The sequence below is a fragment of the Companilactobacillus sp. genome (assembly GCF_022484265.1).
Lineage (GTDB): Bacteria > Bacillota > Bacilli > Lactobacillales > Lactobacillaceae > Companilactobacillus.
Map to the genome: position 1 here is coordinate 1842081 of NZ_JAKVLR010000001.1, position 19597 is coordinate 1861677.

The 19597-nt window shown below is 40.8% G+C and carries 14 protein-coding genes and 2 pseudogenes; 10 read left to right on the forward strand and 6 right to left on the reverse strand.

The features are described 5' to 3' along the window. Nucleotides 1-2 precede the first annotated feature (2 nt). The 6 genes from aroA to aroC are packed head-to-tail and all read right to left on the reverse strand — an operon-like array spanning nt 3 to nt 7371. Nucleotides 3-1286, reverse strand: a complete 1284-nt coding sequence (gene aroA / locus LKF16_RS08790; RefSeq protein ID WP_291470611.1) for a 3-phosphoshikimate 1-carboxyvinyltransferase — start codon at nt 1284-1286, stop codon at nt 3-5. A 25-nt stretch (nt 1287-1311) separates the two neighbouring features. Next, nucleotides 1312-2382 (reverse strand): 3-dehydroquinate synthase, encoded by a 1071-nt coding sequence (aroB, locus tag LKF16_RS08795; protein ID WP_291470612.1) that lies wholly within the window; start codon nt 2380-2382, stop codon nt 1312-1314. After that, nucleotides 2382-3374, reverse strand: a complete 993-nt coding sequence (gene aroF / locus LKF16_RS08800) for a 3-deoxy-7-phosphoheptulonate synthase (protein WP_291470614.1) — start codon at nt 3372-3374, stop codon at nt 2382-2384. Before aroF ends, aroB begins: the two co-directional genes overlap by 1 nt. A 28-nt stretch (nt 3375-3402) precedes the next feature. Next, the gene (gene aroE, locus LKF16_RS08805) at nt 3403-4206 is read right to left on the reverse strand and encodes a shikimate dehydrogenase (protein WP_291470616.1); all 804 of its coding nucleotides are present in this window, start codon (nt 4204-4206) and stop codon (nt 3403-3405) included. A gap of 1 nt (nt 4207) precedes the next feature. Further along, nucleotides 4208-6178: a transketolase gene (gene tkt / locus LKF16_RS08810; protein WP_291470617.1), complete on the reverse strand. Its 1971-nt coding sequence runs from the start codon at nt 6176-6178 to the stop codon at nt 4208-4210. 14 nt (nt 6179-6192) lie between these two features. Then, a complete protein-coding gene (gene aroC / locus LKF16_RS08815; RefSeq protein ID WP_291470618.1) occupies nt 6193-7371 on the reverse strand; it encodes a chorismate synthase in 1179 nt (392 codons plus the stop codon). Nucleotides 7372-8078: 707 nt separating this feature from the next. Here aroC and LKF16_RS08820 point away from each other — a divergent pair. From LKF16_RS08820 to LKF16_RS08865, 10 genes and pseudogenes are all read left to right on the forward strand, one after another. Next, entirely contained in the window at nt 8079-8309 is a 231-nt protein-coding gene (locus LKF16_RS08820; RefSeq protein WP_291470619.1) for a heavy-metal-associated domain-containing protein, read from the forward strand. A 77-nt stretch (nt 8310-8386) separates the two neighbouring features. Next, nucleotides 8387-9061: a Crp/Fnr family transcriptional regulator gene (locus LKF16_RS08825; RefSeq protein WP_291470621.1), complete on the forward strand. Its 675-nt coding sequence runs from the start codon at nt 8387-8389 to the stop codon at nt 9059-9061. A 119-nt stretch (nt 9062-9180) separates the two neighbouring features. Beyond that, on the forward strand, nt 9181-9981 hold the full coding sequence (locus LKF16_RS08830) for a hypothetical protein (RefSeq protein ID WP_291470623.1): 801 nt from the start codon (nt 9181-9183) through the stop codon (nt 9979-9981). A 439-nt stretch (nt 9982-10420) separates the two neighbouring features. Beyond that, nucleotides 10421-11596 (forward strand): annotated as a pseudogene (locus LKF16_RS08835) (trans-sulfuration enzyme family protein). 259 nt (nt 11597-11855) lie between these two features. Continuing rightward, nucleotides 11856-12902: an ABC transporter substrate-binding protein gene (locus tag LKF16_RS08840; RefSeq protein ID WP_291470625.1), complete on the forward strand. Its 1047-nt coding sequence runs from the start codon at nt 11856-11858 to the stop codon at nt 12900-12902. A gap of 15 nt (nt 12903-12917) precedes the next feature. Beyond that, the gene (locus LKF16_RS08845) at nt 12918-13937 is read left to right on the forward strand and encodes an ABC transporter permease (RefSeq protein WP_291471072.1); all 1020 of its coding nucleotides are present in this window, start codon (nt 12918-12920) and stop codon (nt 13935-13937) included. A gap of 14 nt (nt 13938-13951) precedes the next feature. Next, the gene (locus LKF16_RS08850; protein WP_291470627.1) at nt 13952-14707 is read left to right on the forward strand and encodes an ABC transporter ATP-binding protein; all 756 of its coding nucleotides are present in this window, start codon (nt 13952-13954) and stop codon (nt 14705-14707) included. Between the two features lie 18 nt (nt 14708-14725). Next, the gene (locus LKF16_RS08855; protein ID WP_291470629.1) at nt 14726-16033 is read left to right on the forward strand and encodes an O-acetylhomoserine aminocarboxypropyltransferase/cysteine synthase family protein; all 1308 of its coding nucleotides are present in this window, start codon (nt 14726-14728) and stop codon (nt 16031-16033) included. 8 nt (nt 16034-16041) lie between these two features. Then, on the forward strand, nt 16042-17199 hold the full coding sequence (locus LKF16_RS08860; RefSeq protein WP_291470631.1) for an amidohydrolase: 1158 nt from the start codon (nt 16042-16044) through the stop codon (nt 17197-17199). Between the two features lie 194 nt (nt 17200-17393). Next, nucleotides 17394-18769: pseudogene (locus tag LKF16_RS08865) on the forward strand (Nramp family divalent metal transporter). Nucleotides 18770-19597 lie beyond the last annotated feature (828 nt).

Genomic DNA, 19597 nt, shown 5'->3' on the forward strand with positions numbered 1-19597 from the left:
GATTACACGATTCCTTCCAGGTTATTAAAAAATGTTGGATAAGAGATTTTGACACTCTCATCGTCATCTAAAATAATAGTACCATTGGTGACCAAAGCTGCAATACTTAGCATCATTGCAATTCGATGATCAGCGTGTCCGGAAACGTGTGTGTCTTGTGCCACTAACTGTTTGCCACCTTTGATAATAAATCCATCTTCGGTTGGCGTAACATCCGCATTTAACTTGTTTAACTCTTCTTGTACAGTTTCGATTCGGTCGGTTTCTTTGACTTTCAACTCGGCAGCATCTTTGATAACGGTAGTGCCGGTTGCTTGAGTGGCAGCTAAAACGATCATCGGTATTTCATCAATTAAGGAAGGAATGATGTCTCCGCCAACTACAACTCCATGAAGCTGACTAGTTTTTACCGTAATATCAGCAATTGGTTCACCGATATCATCTTTTTGATTGATCGTAATGTCGCCACCCATCTGTTGAAGGACGGTTAGAAGTCCGATTCGAGTTGGATTTACTCCGACATTTTTGATTGTTAGTTCACTGTTTGGAGTAATTAGCCCAGCAACTATCCAGTAAGCAGCTGACGAAATATCGCCAGGGACTTCAACCTCAGCAGGTTGCAAGTTTTGATTAGCTGGGATATGGATGGTGTCGCCCTTGATATCGACCTTTACGCCGAATTTTGGAAGCATTTGTTCGGTGTGATTTCGAGTATGGAAGGGGTCGGTAACAAAGGTGTCAGATCCAGCAGCTAATCCGGCCAAGAGGATAGCACTTTTAACTTGAGCAGAGCCGACGTGTAAAGTTTGCTTGATAGTTGAACTGAGTGTAGATTTTTGAACCGTCAATGGTAGATGCCCATGATCAGATGTGAATTTGCCGCCAATTTCAGAAAGGGGATCGATAACTCGATCCATTGGACGTTTTGACAAGCTGGAGTCACCGGTTATCGTTGCCTGTAAACCGGCTCCAGTAATCAGACCAGTTAGTAATCTAGTCGAAGTTCCTGAATTACCCATATCTAGGTCAACTGTGGGATCTTTAAGACCAGAAACGCCTGTCCCGATAACTTCGGTGATGTCGTTGTCCAATTCAGTGATTTTTGCTCCTAAGGATCGTAAAACGCTGATGGTACTTGATACATCAGCAGAATCTAGACGTCTGAGAACTTTGGTTGTGCCGTTTGCCATGGCTCCAAACATTAGAGCTCGATGGGAGATACTTTTATCTCCAGGTACGACGATCGTCCCGTGCAATCCGTTTTCTGTTGTTGGTAGTTGTTTCATAGTTTTACTTCTCCTTATGATGCAATTATTTCTGATTCAGAGGTGCAATAAAGTCAGGCATTTCAGTTAGTTTAGTAGGAACGATGACGGGTTCGCCAATGTTTTTTAAAGCGACTAGATTCAAAGTTCCGTGGTCATTTTTTTTGTCGTTTTTTAAGTGGTCAAAGAATTCTGGAGTACCGATCAAGTTTGATGAGGTGGGAAGTCCGACTGCATCTAAACGAGATTTTATTTCAGAAGTGACGGTTTCTGGAGTGACATTGGTAGCTTCAAAACACTTAGAAATTGTCACCATTCCAATCGCAACAGCCTCGCCATGCATCAATTTTCCGTTAGCTAATAATTCAATGGCGTGACCTAACGTATGACCGAAGTTAAGGATCCGACGCAAGTTGCTTTCTTTTTCGTCTTTCATAACCACATTGGCTTTGAAATTAACTGAACGTTCAATCAATTCGGTGGCATTAGCTAAAATGTCATCGATTTTTTTTATTTTGCCGGTAAGTTCGAAGAAGTCGCCGCCTTCAAGGGCACTGCATTTAACGACTTCGCCGTAACCTTCGACTAAGTTACGTTCTGATAAGCTATTTAAAAAAATTGGATCGATCAAGACTAAGTCTGGTTGGTAGAACGAACCGATAATATTTTTGACTTGTCCTAAATTAACAGCAGTTTTGCCACCAACGCTAGAATCGACCATTGCAGTCATTGAAGTTGCGATTTGAATAAATGCGATCCCGCGCATGTATAAACTTGCGACGGTACCAGATAAGTCGCCGACAACTCCACCTCCAAGTGCAATGACGCCATCGCCACGAGTGAATCCATTGTCAGCCATCGTTTGAATGATCTCGCCAACAAACTTTAGACTTTTCGATTTTTCGCCCACAGGAACGGTAGCGGTAATGACATCGAAATCAGCCTTTTTCAATTCGGAAATTGTCGTATGTAGATATAAGTCGCCAACCTGTTCGTCAGTAATGACGATAACTTTTCGTTTTGACCAAACTTGTTGGACAGATTCGCCGATTTTTCGACCAAGACCCATTTCGATTTTTACGTCATATGTTTTATTAGGTAGAGTTACGGTTATCATTATTTTTCTTCTTTCACTAGGTTATGAATATCAGTTGCAACCTTTGCTAAATGATCGAATTGTTTAGGAGTTAAAGCTTGTTTACCATCAACAAAGGCTTCTGAAGGATGATTATGAATTTCGACCATCAAACCATCGGCACCGGCAGCAGCGGCAGCAAGACCAATTGGTTCAACGAATTTAGTAACGCCAGCAGCGTGTGATGGGTCACCGATTACTGGGTAATGTGTTAAGTCTTTCAAAACAGGGATAGCTGAAACGTCGAAAGTATTACGTGTGTACTTGTTGTCAAAGGTTCTGATACCACGTTCCATCAAGATAATTTGGTGATTTCCACCAGCAGCGATGTATTCTGAAGCGTTCAATAAATCGTCAATTGTTGCTGACATACCACGTTTTAAGACAACTGGTTTGTTAGTTTTACCAACGGCTTTTAACAAGGCGAAGTTTTGCATGTTACGAGTTCCGATTTGGAACATGTCAGTGTATTTGTCGATCATTTCCAAGTCTCTGGTATCCATGATCTCTGTGACCATGTCCATGCCTAATTTGTCGGCAGCTTCACGATGCCATTTGAGTCCTTCTTCACCCAAACCTTGGAATGAGTATGGGTTTGTTCTAGGTTTAAATGAGCCACCACGCAAGAGTGTTGCACCAGATTCTTTAACGTCTTTACCCATCAATTGGATGTGTTCTTCAGATTCAATTGAGTCAGGACCGGCAATCAATGAGAAACTGCCATCGCCAATTGTGCTGTGTTCAGTTTTGATTACGGTATTTTCTGGGTGGAACAAACGACTAGCTTGGATTGCGGCCGGATGTTCAGTAATAACTTGTTCAACGTCTTTGATTTCAAAAGGCACGTCGCCTAATGCTTTTTGGTCAACAAAACCGATACGGTTCTTATGTTGGAAAACGTGTTCTAACTTCTTATCGTTAGCTTGCTCCATTACTTTGTTAGCTGCTGTTTCATCTTTTAATTCAATAATCATATTTATTCATCCTTTTGTATTAGTTTTTTTAGCTATGAACCATTTCGGTCATTAATTCTTCTGGTGCATTTTGCCCGAACCAGAATTGGAAACTAAGAACGCCTTGAGCTATCAACATGTTCTCGCCATTTTCAGCTGTTAAACCGGCTGATCTGGCATTTTCCATAAACTTAGTTGGGAAGTCGCGGTAGATAATATCAACCACGTGAGCAGTATTTTTTGCCTGTAAAAAGTCTTGCTCGGTTAAGACGCTTTCGTTGTCTCGCATACCGGCATTAGTGGCATTGATGATCAAATCAGCATCTTGTAGGTCTTTGTCGATCTCAGAAAGCTTTTGTAACTCGATCCCGAACAGGTCTTTCATCTGTTGCTGATGTTCAGGAAAACGTCTCGAATTGCGATTGAAGACGGAAAGCTTGATTCCATTGGGCTTACTAGAAATGATGGCTCTTGCAGCTCCGCCTGTACCAATCAAGACGACTTTTTGAGGGTCATTCTTGATTGTGTGCCAAAATCCGGGACCGTCAGTCGATGTGCCTACCCATTTGTCGTTGATTTTTTTAACTGTGTTGACTGACTGCAACTTTTTAGCAACGGGGTCAACTTCGTCAAGGTAATCAATAATGGCTTTTTTGTAAGGCATGGTGACGTTAAAACCATGAATGTTACGAAGCTTCAACTTTTGGATCTCTTCATTCATCTTGGTAGGTGCAAACTCGAAGGCTTGATACATGGCATCGAGTTGGAGATCTTGCATAGCGGCATTTTGCATGCGTGGAGATTTTGAATGCATTGCTGGGTATCCGATCAACCCGTATAAAGCTTTTGCCATGTTATCCCACCTTTTCCATTTTGAATAGAAGATTTTTCACTGATGATACGACGTTGTCAATATTGAAATCGAAATCGTCGATCACTTCATCAGGTGTTGCTGATTCACCGAACGTTTCAGTTCCGATGATCTTGCCGTCTAAGCCAACGATGTTAGCCCAGCCCAGTGGACTAGCCATTTCAATTGCGATCCGACGACGTTGATTGTTAGGAAGAACTGATTCGCGGTAGAGGATATCTTGTTGTAAAAATTTAGCTTGGTCTGGCATTGAGACTACTCGGGTGAAGATATTGTCTTTTTCGAGTTCTGCCTGAGCAGCTTTAGCTAATTCTAGTTCAGTACCTGTTGCTAACAAGATTGCTGATAATTTGCCTTTTTCAAAGTTTGCTACGTAGCCGCCACGTTTTTCTAGTAGGCTGGCATTGTTGTCTGAAGGCAATTCTTGAATATCTTGTCTGCTTAAGAACATAACTGTTGGACGATTAGTTGATTCGATGGCCATCTTCCAAGCGGAAACGATTTCGTTAGGACTTCCTGGTCTAACTACGTTTAAGTTAGGGATGCTTTGCAGTCCAGCTAATTGTTCGATTGGTTGATGAGTTGGTCCATCTTGTCCAACGGCGATGGAATCATGGGTGAAGACGTAGATGACTGGTAATTTTTGTAAAGCACTCAATCTGATACCAGCTTTTAAGTAGTCTGAGAAGACTGCGAAAGTTGAGCCGAAGACCTTGAGTCCACCGTGTAAGGCGATACCATTCATGATCGTACTCATTCCGAATTCATGAACGCCGAAAGGAATATTTTTACCTAATGGATTGTCAGCTGAGAAGGTACCAGCATCGTCAATTTCTGTTTTTGTTGATGAAGCCAAGTCGGCAGCTCCACCGATTAAGTTAGGAACTTGTTTAGCAATGTCGTTCATTGCTGTGTGACCAACTTTTCTTCCGGCATTCTTGTCGCCAGGCTTAAAGGTAGTCAATTTTGAAGCATCGATTGAAACTGGTACTTCAAAGTCACGTAAGATTTCTGCTCGATCAGTTGAATCAGCTAATTCTTGTTCCCACTTAGCATGAGCTTGTTGACCACGGATCATAACTTTTTCACGGAATGATTCTTCAACGTCGGTTGGGACTGTGAATGGTGCTTCATGCCAGTCAAGATTGTTTCTCAAGACGTCGAGACCATTTTCATCAAGTGGGGCACCGTGGATCTTATTAGTTCCTTCATTAGGAGTGCCTTCGCCGATGATAGTTCTAATTTCGATGAAAGCTGGATTTGGTGAAGCTTTAGCTTTGGTGATTGCTTCATCGATTGCTTCGATATCGTCGCCATTTTCAACTAGGAAAGTATCGAATCCGTAAGCTGAAAAACGGTCTCTTTGATTAGTCTTGAATGAACGACTAGTTGGTCCATCTAATGAAACATAATTTGAATCGTATAAGATCACTAGTTTATTCAAATTGTTGACGCCGGCAAATTCAGCTGCTTCGTGAGAAATTCCTTCCATTAAATCGCCGTCGCCGACAATTGCAAAGGTATTGTGATCCATCAAATCGCCAAATTTTGCTTCAAGTCTTTTTTGAGCTACAGCCATTCCGACTGCCATACCAACACCTTGTCCAAGGGGACCAGTTGTGGCATCAACACCAGGCGTTGCACCAAATTCGGGATGTCCGGGAGTTTTGGAACCGCGTTGTCTGAAACGTTTCAAGTCATCGATGCTGACGTCGAATCCTGATAGATGAAGATGGCTGTATAGAAGTGCTGAGCCATGTCCAGCTGATAAGACTAAGCGATCACGATTGATCCATTGAGGATTTTCAGGATCAACGACTAAATGTCTAGTTGCTAGGGTGTAGAGCATAGGTGCCACACTTAAAACGATTCCGGGATGTCCCGAATTTGCGTTTGAGATTGCTTCAACGGCTAACATTTTCATTGCGTGAATATTTCTAATATCTTCATCCATAATAATCTTCTCCTTTAGAATTCTTTGATTTCTTCTTTGTAAGTTTTGAGTTGTTCTTGTAATCTTCCTAAGTTGTCGCTATCGAATTTATCAAGAATAGCTTTGGCTAATTCAATTGCGACCATGCTTTCAGCAATGACTGCTGCGGCAGTAACTGCAGTTGTATCAGATCTTTCGATGCTAGCTTTGTGATCCTCGTGCGTGTCGATATCGACTGAATGCATTGGACGATAAAGCGTTGGAATTGGTTTAACGACTCCTCTGACTTTGATCATTTCGCCGGTAGTCATGCCGCCTTCGAAACCACCTAAGTTATCTGAGCCACGGTAGAAACCTTTGTCTTCTGACCAGAAGATCTCATCCATCACTTCGCTACCAAATTTTTCAGCGTTGTCAAAACCGCCTCCGAAGTCAACGCCCTTAAACGCATTGATTCCGACAATTGCTCGGGCAATTTTGGCATCGAGTTTGTCGTCGGCAGTTACATAAGAACCAAGTCCGGCAGGAACTCCAGTTGCAAAAACTTGAACGGTGCCGCCAACGGTGTTACCTTCTTTTTTTGCCTTGTCGATAACGGCTTGCATTTCTTTATCGGTTTCTTCATCTAGCGTTCTAGTTGAAAAGCTTTCGGATACTTCTCGTAGATCATTTAAAGTCTTATAATTTTCTAATTTTTCTAATTTAGTTTTAGCTGGCCCAATGTTTAAAACAAATCCATGAACGTCGATGCCTAACTGTTTCAGTAGTTGTTTAGCTACGGCTCCAACAGCAACTCTCATGACTGTTTCTCGAGCTGATGATCTTTCCAAAACATTTCTGAGATCTTTAAAGTGACGATATTTCATGCCACCGACGAGATCGGCATGTCCTGGTCTTGGTCTCATAACTTTTCTGACTGAATTCTCATCAGTTTCGATATCGTTAGGTGCCATGATGCTGGCCCAATGATTGTGGTCGTCGTTATGAACGTTCAAGGTGATTGGTGAACCTAGCGTTTCTTGATGTCTAACGCCAGATAGGAATTTGACTGTGTCGCTTTCAATGACTTGGCGTTGTCCACGTCCATAACCATGTTGGCGACGAGCTAATTCTTTGTTGATGTCTTCTTCTGAAATGTGCAATCCGGAAGGGATTCCCTCGATAATTGCGATTTCTTCTGGTCCGTGGCTTTCTCCTGCTGTCATGTATTTCATTAATGTATTGCTCCCATCTTATGCGTTTTAAAAAACAAAAAAGCGGTCGATCAAGTGTAGAAATACACTTGGTCGACCGCTAAACAAACAGAAGTCAATGATAATTGTCCTACTTAACCAAGTGTAATTTTTGTATAATCACTCGATCAAGTAAACACGTTAAAAATCTACTTTATCGAATGTGCCGTGACCGACACACCCGAAGGTCGCGATCACTCGTTGATAAAGTAGTAATACCATGAAGAAGATATATGATTTAACGTATTGCTTTTGACTGACAACTTCATTTTCTAATCCTGCTTTCATAAATTTAATTAATTTTTAATTTAGAAATACAATAGCACATGATTTTTCCGGTTGCAACAGTCAAACTTCATTTTCATGAAAAAAATCGAGTGTTCGTGATGGATCAATAGTGCGATAATCCCTTTTATTATATAGTCTAAGTAGGAGTTTGTTTTATTCGAGATTTTTGTAAAAAAAATTATCAAATTTATTTATAAACTTGATGGTAATCAATTTTTTACATCCAAAACCAACGTAGAATGGTGTTTGTAAGTTAGTTAGAGACCGGATAGATTCCAGTCGGACAGCTACAACGATATTATTAGAAAAATTTTTTAAAACTTGACCGATATCAAGTTAATCAATCAACAATCAGAATATGATGGTAGTTGTAGAGAAGAAAAACACGGAGGTAAGAGAAAATGGCAAGAGTTACATTACAATTGGGCGATTTAACTTGCCCTTCATGTATGACAAAAATTCAAAAGGCGGTTGAAAACCAAAAGGGCGTTTCTGACGTTAAGGTTATGTTCAACGCCGCAAAAGTTAAAGCAAATATCGATGAAGACATCACTAGTGGCGACAAGTTGTCAGATGTTATTACTGAACTAGGATATGAAGTTAAAAAGGTTAGAGTTAAGGAAAACGCCTAAGATCCAGTTTAATTAATCGTTTTTAGGTTACATTTATTGTATAAGCCATAGCAGAGTTTGATTAAGGAGTGATTTAAATGGTCCATGAGCATACGCATGAAGATTGTCTATTATTAGTACCAATTTTTAAAACATTGCCTGAAAAAGACTTGGAGACGTTATCGCAAGTTGTTTCGGAACATCGTTACCAAAGCGGCGAGTTTCTTTATCATGCTGGCGACGAAGCTGATGCGCTGCAAATTATCGCCCATGGACAAGCCAAGGTTTTTCAAATTGCTCCAAATGGCAAGGAACAAATGATCAGAATCTTGCAGACTGGCGATTTCGACGGTGAAGCAGCACTTTTCGAGACTAAGGAACGTGCAAGTTTTGCACAAGCCTTGATGGAAACTCACGTTTGTTCGATTTCTCGAAGTGATTTCCAAAAATTAATGGTCAATTCACCGGAATTAGCCATTAACTTGGTCAACGCCTTTGGTCAAAGGATCACGCAATTAGAGCAACAAAATACTGAGGTAACGACTTCAAACGTTGAAAGTCGTTTGGCAAATTACTTATTGGAAACCAGCGCCGGACTAAACCAGACTAGTTTTACCTTGCCATTAAAGAAGAAGGATATTGCAACTTACCTCGGAACGACACCAGAAACGATCAGTCGCAAGCTGACGAAATTGGCCAGTGACAACTTATTAGAAAATAAAGGCTTAAGGGTCAAGATCCTCGATTCAGATGGATTGTCGATGCTGATTTAAGTCAATATATGTAAAAAGCTGAATCTCGTGGGATTCGGCTTTTTTAGTTGAATAAGGTTTCGTTTGGTATTTTGTTCAATTTAATTTAAACTGTTTCTAGACGCATTTGGAGGTAAGAAATGAGCAACGGATCAGTTGGCAAAGAACAAATTAAAAAAGTACTCGATTTATTCAAAATTGAATATCAAACGCAAACTACTTTTGACGACCTGCGGTCTGGAAAATTTGATTCCTTGATACCAGTGGATTTTAGTTTTGCAATTAACAAAACTACTGCTCTGATCGAATTTTCAGATGAAAATGTGCAACCGGATCAATTAAATGCAATTTTAAATTTTGCACAAAAGTCGGGCTATTCATTATTGATCGTTGATAGTCGCGATATTCAAAACATTCAAGCGACTGTTTCCAAGTTTATCGATAGTGTTCGAACTGATTCGCAGCATGCTACTCAAAATTATCCAGATTATTCGACCGGATACTTTTTCAAAAGTAAGGTTAAAAAGTCTACTGAAAAAACTACTAAAGCTTCTAATACCAGTGTTTCTGATGAGACCTATCAGAAGTTAGTCCGTGAAAATGAAAATTATAAAAGCGAGTTAGCAAATTATCGTCGTTTATTCGATGACTTTGCTGCTCAAATAAAAGAACTTAACCAGAAAGTTTTGGATAATAGTCAACGGATAGTTGATATTCAATCAGGGGAATTGACTGAAAAATTCACTGGTGATTTCCGAGTCCATGGTTCAAAGACCGGTCACTTAACTGAACCGGCAAAGCGTTTAGTCTTAGTCGTGACAATGAATTTGGATTGCAATTGGACCGAGATCCAGCGTTATTTTAAGAATAATTATGATGAAGATATTTCAATCAGTACGATCAAAAGAATTTACAAAAATAATCAGGCTGCCAACGAATAATCGCTGGTAGTTTTTTTGTGTTTTCAAATTTTTTTAAACTAATTTTAATCATGCAAACTGCTTTTAATACTGGTATTTTGGATATAAATTTGTTTTTTATTAAAAATATCCTGTTGACTTTCAGAAAAAGAAAAATTATTATACGAGTTAATCAAATACTTGTGTTGACGAGAAGAGTAGAAAAATTAGTCGAGTTGAATAGCGACCATCGTTGGTGAAAGGATGGACTTAAACATTTTTCGAACATGAGCTCTGAGCAAATACCAATAGTGCAAGCTTGCGGTACGTGGGGATCACGATAAAATCCCGGGCATGATTGTGCCTTTGAGGTTTAGTCGGCAACGGCTAAACGAATTTGGGTGGTAACACGATTAATAGTCGTCCCTGTGCAGGTGAATTCTGCGCAGGGGCGATTTTTTTTTGGAAGGAGAAGATTGCTATGTCTGAATTTGATACGAAATTGGTTCATGGAAAACCACAAAATGATAATAATACTGGTGCGGTCAACGTGCCGATCTATAACTCATCGACTTATATTTATCCCAAAGTCGATGCCAAGGTTAATTTTGATTATGCACGCTCTGGGAATCCAACGCGTCAATATTTGGAAGACCAAATCGCATCGCTAGAAAATGGCGTTAGAGGATTTGCTTTTTCATCTGGAATTGCAGCAATTCATTCAGTGCTAGCAATTTTCTCAGCTGGAGACCACATCATCATTGGAAAAGAGATCTACGGCGGCACTTTCAGATTGATCAATCAATTTTTTAAACGGTGGAACTTGGAATTCACTTTAGTCGATACGCAAAATCTTGACGAGATCGAAGCAGCTATCAAACCTAATACCAAGGCGATTTATTTTGAAAGCTTTACGAATCCATTGCTCAAGGTCACCAGCGTCAAGGCTGTTTCAAAAATTGCCAAAGAGCATAACTTGTTAACAATCGTCGACAATACGTTCTTGACGCCATATTTACAAAGACCGTTGGACTTAGGCGCTGACGTCGTGCTTCACTCAGCTACCAAGTATTTAGGAGGACACTCGGATGTCATTGCTGGTTTAGCAGTTGCCAAGGATAAAGATATTGCCGATCAAATTTACTTTAATCAAAACAGTATTGGTTCAGTTTTGTCGCCAGAAGATTCCAGCCTGATCAGACGAGGTATTCAAACCTTAGCAGTTAGAATGGATCGTCATTTAAGCAACGCTGATAAGATCGTCGAATTTTTACAAGGACGTCCCGAAATCGCTAAGATTTATTATCCTGGCATCGAAGGTTCTAAGGACCACGAGATTGCTAAAGATGAGACGGATGGCTACGGTGGTATTGTTTCGTTTGAACTTCAAGCGGGACTTGATGCAACTAAGTTTGTCGAACATCTTGACTTGATTCAATTAGCAGTGAGTTTAGGAGCTGTCGAAAGCTTGATCTAGTTGCCTTACAAGATGAGTCACGCTGAACTTTCCGAAGCTGATTTGAAAAAAGCTGGCATTAGCCATCAACTACTGAGATTGTCGATTGGTATCGAAGATCCTAAGGATTTGATCAAAGATCTGGCTGCTAGCTTAAATGTTTTAACTGATCATAAAAATTTAATTTCAACGAATGAGTAAATAACCTGCGAGATCACAGAGAGCCGTGTTGAGTGAGAATCGGTATTGAACAGCTATTGAATATGGTTCGCGTTTACAAATCGTATCGAACAGTTAGATGCGGTCGGATACCTCCGTTATCAGGTATGAGAAATTTAATTTCTTATTAAGGAGCATTCCGTGAGGGATGCTTGAATAAAGGTGGTAACACGTCAATAACGTCCTTATGTCGAGAGACATTGGGGCGTATTTTTTTGGAATTTTTGAGGGGGAGAATTACATGAATTACAAAAAATTGTTAGGAATCATCGTCGGAGTTTTAGCTCTGACCTTTACATTAGCGGGCTGCGGGAACAGTTCAGCCAGTCAAAATGGTAATAAGGAGTATAAGTATGGGTCGATAACTGTCCCTGCAAAAGACGGATCAGTTTGTAACGCACCAAACTATATTGCTTATGAAAAAGGCTTTTTTAAGAAAAATGGTATCAAGGCTAATATCGTTGCCAATCCACGTGATATCAGTGATCTAGAGGCAGGATTCGCCAGTGGCAAGTACGATGCACAAAACGGCGATTTCCAATATTTGCCAGCAATTCAAAATGGTGCCCAGATCAAGGCCGCTGGTGGTATTCACCAAGGTTGTATCAAACTTCTAGTACCAAAGGATTCAAACATCACTAGCGTAAAAGATTTGAAGGGTAAGACAATTGGTATTCCAGCTCAAGGTTCAACGCCACAATACGTTACATCTATCGCTTTGCAACACGCTGGACTAGATCCAAAGAAGGATGTTACTTGGAAAGTCTTCAGTACTGATCTGTTAGCTAAGGCTGCTGAAAAAGGCCAAGTAGACGCCATCGGTACCGTTGATCCATATGCATATCAAGCACAACAAGAAAACGGATTTAAAGCAATTATTGATAACAACAACTCGGATGGAAATCAAAAGATGGCCAACATGGGTATGAAGAAGATGGGTTCATGCTGCTACTTGTACATCTCAAATAAATTGATCCAATCTAACGAACCAAAAGCCAAAGCTATCGTGAAGTCTTATCAAGAAGCAGCCGAATGGATCAACAAGCATCCAGAAGAAACGGCTCACATTGAATTAAGCAAAGGCTACGTTTCAAAGACTAAATTCATTAATGAAAAAAATGTTACTCAGATCTTAAAAGACGAGCATTTCCACTTGAACTTGGATAAGGGTAAAGAAGATATGAACTACTACATTACCCAATTGAAGAAGGCTGGTTATTTGAAGAAAGATACCAACAATTCACAATTGCTCAAACAAGCATATTGGAATCCAAATGAGAAAAATTAGGATGGGGGAGAAATGATGCTAGAGTCTGTCACATCATCAAATAAGGACATTCCTGAATCACCAAATGAAGAGACAAATCAAACGACTTACTGGAAGTCATTCAGCCAAACTTGGAACGTCATCAGTTTGCTAACAGTCGTCGTCGCTTTTTTAGAAAATTTATTTGTACCGGCACAAGAATTCGTTAATAATCGTGCCTACACTTGGTTTTTGATCGCATATTTTGCGTATTTAGTAATTGTGTACGGAATTGGGACCTTCGTTCATGGAAAAATTCGTCTGTACAGCGGCCACTTTGCCCAGCTGAACGCATCGATTGGAATATTATTGATCGTTCAAGATTTACTCACTGAAAAATTTGCCGTGATCAAGTTGCCATTTTTCGCTAGTTTCGCTCAGATCCTCGACCAAATGTGGACTGACCATGCACTATTGTGGGCATCCACTTGGTCTTCCTTAGGATTGTGGCTGATCAGTTTCGTTATCGGAACTGTTATCGGTGTAATCCTCGGATTATTCATGGGACGTTATCGTCAATTCAACTACTGGGCTTTTCCATATTTAAAGGTAATTGGTATTATTCCAGCTGCCGCTTGGATGCCACTAACAATGGTGATTTTCCCAACTAGTTATATGGCTGAAATTTTCTTGATAGCCTTTGCCGTCTGGTTCCCAGTCGCATTTATGACTATCGGTGGCGTTCAAAGTATTTCCAGCGATTACTTTGAGTCAGCCAAAACGCTAGGTTTTTCAGAGTCGCAAATTTTGCGCAAAGTCGTGATCCCTGGGGCCTTGCCAAATATCTTTATCGGAATTTATACAGCCATGGGCTTGTCATTTACGATGTTAGTAATTTCTGAAATGATCGGCGCCAAAGTTGGTTTAGGCTGGTACATCAACTGGGCCAAAGGTGTCGGAAACTATACGCAAGTCTATGCCGCTATCGTCATCATGGCGATCTTATTCTCAGTCATTTTTAGTTTATTAAACAAAATTCAAGGCTACGTCCTACGTTGGCGCGACCAGTCTAATTAGAGAGGGAGTTAATTATGGTTCAACTAGATATTGCAAACGTCGACCGAATTTTGCACGACAATAATGGTCAAAAAATCAACGTGCTGCAAGATATTAATTTAAACGTTGGCTCAGGCGAGTTCATCTCGATCATCGGACCATCAGGCTGTGGCAAAACTACATTGTTGAGACTCATCTCAGGACTGGATACTCCTGAACATGGGCAGGTCACGGTAGACGACAAACTTGTCACTCAGCCAGATGTTTCAAGAGGATATGTTTTTCAGCACGGAAGTTTGTTCCCTTGGGAAACGATCAGAGAAAATATCAGCTCTGGTTTAAAAGCAACTCATGGAAAAAATTATGACCGTGATTTAGTCGACCAATATATCGACTTAATGGGACTAAAAGGGTTCGAGAATGCTTATCCTCATCAAGTCTCAGGTGGTATGGCACAACGTGCAGCTTTGGCAAGATCAATTGTCTTGAAACCCGAGTTATTGCTCTTAGACGAGCCAATGGGAGCTCTGGACGCATTTACACGAGCAGATGTCCAGGATGTTATTCAACGAGTTTGGAAAAAGACTCAGACAACGATGATCTTGGTTACCCACGATATTGATGAAGCAATTTATTTAGGAACTAGGATCGTTGTTATGACGCCTAGACCTGGAAAAATCAAAGAGATAGTGGAGAATCCGCTCGATTTTCCTCGAGAAAGAACTAGCGATGAATTTTTACAATTTAGACGTGAGATCCAAGACAAGTTGAATTTTGGCGTCACTGAATAATTAAGGAGTGAATGAGATTTGAGCGAAGATAAATTTGATACTTTAAGAATCCACGGCGGATTTAATCCCGAAGAACATGAGAATGCTGCCCAGATCCCAATTTACCAAAGTGCGGCTTTTACATTAGGAACAGCCGTGCAAGGGGATGCCATTGCTTCAGGCGTGGTGACTGGGTCATACACTTATTCTCGTGTTGGTAATCCAACCGTCAATACTTTAGAAAAAAGAATTGCGGCATTAGACGGTGGTGTTGATGCGGTCGCTGTCGGATCAGGTATGGCTGCGATCACCTACGCAATTTTGAATGTTGCTGAAGGTGGTGGCCGCATCATCGCACCTTATGACATTTACGGTGCAGCCCTAGATGAATTTGAGACGCTGTTTCCTAAATATGGAATCAATTTTGATTTAGTTGAAAACGTCAATGACTTTGAAAAAATTCAGAGTTTGCTCCAGCCTGATACCAAGGCGATATACGTCGAAAGCGTCTCGAACCCGACTACAGAAATTGCTGACATCGAAAAACTAGCTGAAATTGCTCATCAAGCAAATATCCCGTTGATCGTCGATAATACTTTTTCAACGCCGTATTTACTTCGACCTATCGAATTCGGTGCCGATATCGTTGTCTATTCTTCAACCAAAGGTATCAGTGGACATGGCAATGTCGTGTCAGGTTTGATTGTTGACGGTGGAAACTTTGATTGGGCTAACGGCAAATACCCGCAATTTCAAGAAAACGAATATAGTTTAAAAAATGTTAACTTTCCTAAGAACTACAGTTTCTCCAACGTTTTTGGAAAACAGGCCTTTATCAAACGGATCCGCATGAAATACGTTCGTTTAATGGGAGCTGTTTTAGGCCCAGTCGATGCCTATTTAGAGCTATTAGGTCTCGAAACGATCACAGAACGTTTGGATAAAGAAGTGGCAACTAGTTTAAAGATCGCCAAGTTTTTAGAAAAAAATCCTCATGTCAAAAAGGTTTACTACAGTGCTTTGCCAGATTCGCCGCAATATGATCTAGCAACCAAGTATTTTCCAAAAGGAATCGGGACAGTGCTGTCGTTTGAACTAGATGGAACTCCGGAACAAACTGACCAGGTGATCGATGCTACGCATGTATTTTTGTATTTGCCTAATGTGGGCGATAGTCGGTCATTGATCGTCAATCCAAGTAAGATCACTCATCGTGAAATACCAGAAGAACGACGTTTGAAGAGTCATATTACTGATCAACTCTTACGATTATCAATTGGTTTGGAAGACAGCGACGATCTCATCAATGACCTAGAAGGAGCAATCAATTCAGCATTTAATAAGTAGGTGAGAAAATGGATACCGTAAAAACAAGTTTAGTCGATGAAATAGTTTCATTGCGTCATCAATTCCATCAATATCCAGAATTGTCGAACCAAGAATTCGCAACGACGGAAAAAATCAAACAGATCTTAACTGATTGGAACATTCCGATAGTCGATACAGAATTGGATACGGGATTATTAGCAGAGATACGTGGCAATGAAGCAGGAGCAACAATTGCGCTGCGTGCTGATATCGATGCGTTACCTGTTACCGAGCAAACCAACCTTCCTTATAAATCGAAAAATGATGGAGTCATGCATGCTTGTGGACACGATATTCATTTCAGCAGTCTTTTAGGTGCCGCCTATTTGCTGAATCAGCAAAAAGATTCGTTAAAGGGCACGGTGAGACTGCTTTTTCAACCAGCTGAAGAAGCAGGACATGGTGGAGATCAAGTGTTGAATAAGCATGTGTTAAATGGCGTTCAAGCAATCGCCGGCTTTCACAACAACCCAACGATGCCAGTTGGCCAAATTGCATTGGATCAAGGACCCTTGATGGCGGGATGTTATCGCTTTGTCGTGAAAATTCAAGGCAATGGAACTCACGGTGCACAGCCACAAAAGGGCACTGATCCGATAGTCACTCAGGCCGCAATCATTTCGCAGCTGCAAACCATTGTCAGTCGCAACAATGATCCGTTCCATGCGGTAGTGGTCAGCGTGACGAAAGTTAATGCCGGCAAGACTTGGAACGTGATACCAGAGACAGCGGCTTTTGAAGGGACTGCCCGCACATTTTATGAAGAAGATACTGAGTTAGTGAAACGAAGATTTTTTGAAATCGTAAATAATACTGCGCAAGCCTTTGGTCAAAAAGCCGAAATTGATTGGACTACGGGTGCGTTGCCCATCGATAATGATCCAGAGATCACTCAAGTAGTCGCATCGGGATTGTCCCAGCCAGTTGTTAAACCTGTTTTGACAATGACTGCTGAAGATTTTGCTACCTTTGAGGCAAAAATACCAGGGACCTTTGCCTTTATCGGATCAAATGGTGCTAAAGACGCTGCCGATTTACACGATCCACGCTATGTCGGCTCTGATAAAACCATTCCAGTCGCAATCAACTATTTCGTCGAGACGGCGCACAGCTTGTTAAATCACTTCAATAATTTAGAAAAATAGCCTTTGTAGAGGAGTTGATTCATACAGAAATTAGCTCCTCTTTCTTTGTGTAAAAATATTTAGAAATAAATTTCTCAAAGTAAGAAAAAACATAGCATGAGTAGTATTATTTATGTTGATGATTATTTATTGAATATATTATGTTAAATGTTTTTACATCTTAGCAAAACTCAACGAAAAGGAGAGCTTTTGTCATGAACAAAGAGACAAAGGATGACGAGAAGTTCATCGGGGGAACTGGTGATGAACGAAAAAGTCTCGATGAAATTAATGGGACCATTGATGTACCGGAAAATAAGGGTTATTTCCGAACGCTGATGGCCTACACCGGACCGGGTGCACTGATCGCGGTCGGGTACATGGATCCTGGTAACTGGATCACATCTATCGGTGGTGGGGTGGTGGTGCTCAATTTAAGTACACGCTACTGAGTGTCGTATTGCTATCAAGTTTGATCGCGATGCTATTGCAGGCTATGTCAGCCAGATTAGGTATCGTAACCGGACGAGATCTCGCACAATTGACTAGAGATCGAACCTCTAAATGGGCAGGATTGATTCTCTGGGTCATTACCGAATTAGCCATCATGGCGACTGATGTGGCCGAGATCATTGGTTCAGGTATTGCCTTAAAACTATTATTCGGTTTTCCATTGATTGTCGGTATTACCATTACCGCATTTGATGTTTTATTACTGCTATTCTTAATGCGTTTAGGCTTCCACAAAATCGAAGCTATCGTAGCGACATTAGTCGCAGTTATCCTATTAGTATTCGCCTATGAAGTTTATCTAGCTAAGCCAGATGCTTTAGGAATTATCGATGGATACGTTCCAAAGGTGGATATTTTAACTAATCAACCTATGCTATACATGGCTTTAGGTATCGTTGGTGCTACGGTTATGCCACATGATCTGTATTTAGGTTCATCAATTTCTCAGACCCGTAAGTACGACATCAATGATGAAAAATCTGTTAAAAAAACAATCAAGTTTACCGTTGCTGATTCCAATATCCAATTGACTATTGCCTTTGTTGTTAACAGTTTGCTCTTAATTTTAGGTGCTGCACTGTTTTATGGAACAAAGAGTGACTTAGGTCGTTTCGTTGACTTGTTCAATGCCTTGAGCGATTCAAAGATCGTTGGTGCTATTGCCAGTCCAATGCTCAGTATGCTTTTTGCCATCGCACTGTTGGCATCTGGTCAAAGTTCAACTATCACTGGTACGCTAGCTGGTCAGTTGATCATGGAAGGATTTATCCATTTGAGAATGCCTTTGTGGGCACAAAGACTATTGACTCGTCTGATTTCGATCACGCCTGTGCTTGGGTTTGCGATTTACTACCACGGAAACGAAGCAAAGATCGAAAGTTTGCTGACGTTCTCGCAGGTGTTCTTGTCAATCGCATTGCCATTCGCGATGATTCCGCTGATCATGTTTACCAGCAATAAAGATCTGATGGGAAGATTTGTTAATAGACCATGGGTCAAGTATCTTTCCTGGATAATTGCCGTAGTCCTAATAATCCTAAACATCCAACTAATTTGGAGTACGTTGGCGCAATTGTAAAAGTTAAAGCTAAAATTCAAGTTCAAACCTTTTGTGGGTTTGGACTTTTTTTGTTGCCGTATGAGGGCCGGTGCAGGGTGAAAATCGATTACCTCTGGCCGGAACAATGTGGAGACACTTTGAGCTATTTTCACAAACCGAAAACATCTCAAAGCTGCCTCTTATTGTAAGCCGGCGTCATCGCCGGCCAACAATAATATCACATTTGGGCCAGTCATCGATTTTCACCCTGCACCTAAACAGAGTCAGTTCAAGAACTCGAAAAATGGCAGTTGAAGCTTGTTTTTAATTTTACAAGAGGCCACCTAACTCAGATATTTTGATGTTGGATGAGTTATTGGGACACTCTTTGTTGAAATCGGAAGTATGTAATTTTGGTGGTCACGAAAATTTGAAGGGAGCACAAATAATCAAGTTTTCTAATATTGACTCCAAACTAGTTTGGCGGCCGAGAGGCCTTTTCTGCGAGTGAAACACGCAGAAAAAACCACCTCGACCGCAAAGATGGGACTACCAAATAAGTTTATTGAAGAATAGGTTGCATACCTTATTTCAACAAATACTTATGGAGTTTGACCTAACTCATACTAGGTGGAGGGCGGAAAGCGATGCCCGGCTCAGTAGTGGGGTGATTGTTTGCCGGCGATGACGACGGCTTACAATCAAATTCAGCTTTGAGATTTTTTCGGGCTTTGAAAAAAGCTCAAAGTGGATTCACTACGTTCCAGACGAAAGGCAATCGCTTTCCGCCCGGAACCAGCAGTGAACCGACTACCCTAAATCAAAAACGAACACAAAAAAGGAGCTACGATATAAATCGCAGCTCCA

Excerpts from the sequence above, each read along its gene's own strand:
- aroA (WP_291470611.1), bottom strand. The coding sequence starts at position 1,286 with ATGAAACAACTACCAACAACAGAAAACGGATTGCACGGGACGATCGTC.
- aroB (WP_291470612.1), bottom strand. The coding sequence starts at position 2,382 with ATGATAACCGTAACTCTACCTAATAAAACATATGACGTAAAAATCGAA.
- LKF16_RS08845 (WP_291471072.1), top strand. The coding sequence starts at position 12,918 with ATGCTAGAGTCTGTCACATCATCAAATAAGGACATTCCTGAATCACCA.
- aroF (WP_291470614.1), bottom strand. The coding sequence starts at position 3,374 with ATGATTATTGAATTAAAAGATGAAACAGCAGCTAACAAAGTAATGGAG.
- tkt (WP_291470617.1), bottom strand. The coding sequence starts at position 6,178 with ATGGATGAAGATATTAGAAATATTCACGCAATGAAAATGTTAGCCGTT.
- LKF16_RS08830 (WP_291470623.1), top strand. The coding sequence starts at position 9,181 with ATGAGCAACGGATCAGTTGGCAAAGAACAAATTAAAAAAGTACTCGAT.
- aroC (WP_291470618.1), bottom strand. The coding sequence starts at position 7,371 with ATGAAATACATGACAGCAGGAGAAAGCCACGGACCAGAAGAAATCGCA.
- aroE (WP_291470616.1), bottom strand. The coding sequence starts at position 4,206 with ATGGCAAAAGCTTTATACGGGTTGATCGGATACCCAGCAATGCATTCA.
- LKF16_RS08860 (WP_291470631.1), top strand. The coding sequence starts at position 16,042 with ATGGATACCGTAAAAACAAGTTTAGTCGATGAAATAGTTTCATTGCGT.
- LKF16_RS08840 (WP_291470625.1), top strand. The coding sequence starts at position 11,856 with ATGAATTACAAAAAATTGTTAGGAATCATCGTCGGAGTTTTAGCTCTG.
- LKF16_RS08820 (WP_291470619.1), top strand. The coding sequence starts at position 8,079 with ATGGCAAGAGTTACATTACAATTGGGCGATTTAACTTGCCCTTCATGT.
- LKF16_RS08825 (WP_291470621.1), top strand. The coding sequence starts at position 8,387 with ATGGTCCATGAGCATACGCATGAAGATTGTCTATTATTAGTACCAATT.
- LKF16_RS08850 (WP_291470627.1), top strand. The coding sequence starts at position 13,952 with ATGGTTCAACTAGATATTGCAAACGTCGACCGAATTTTGCACGACAAT.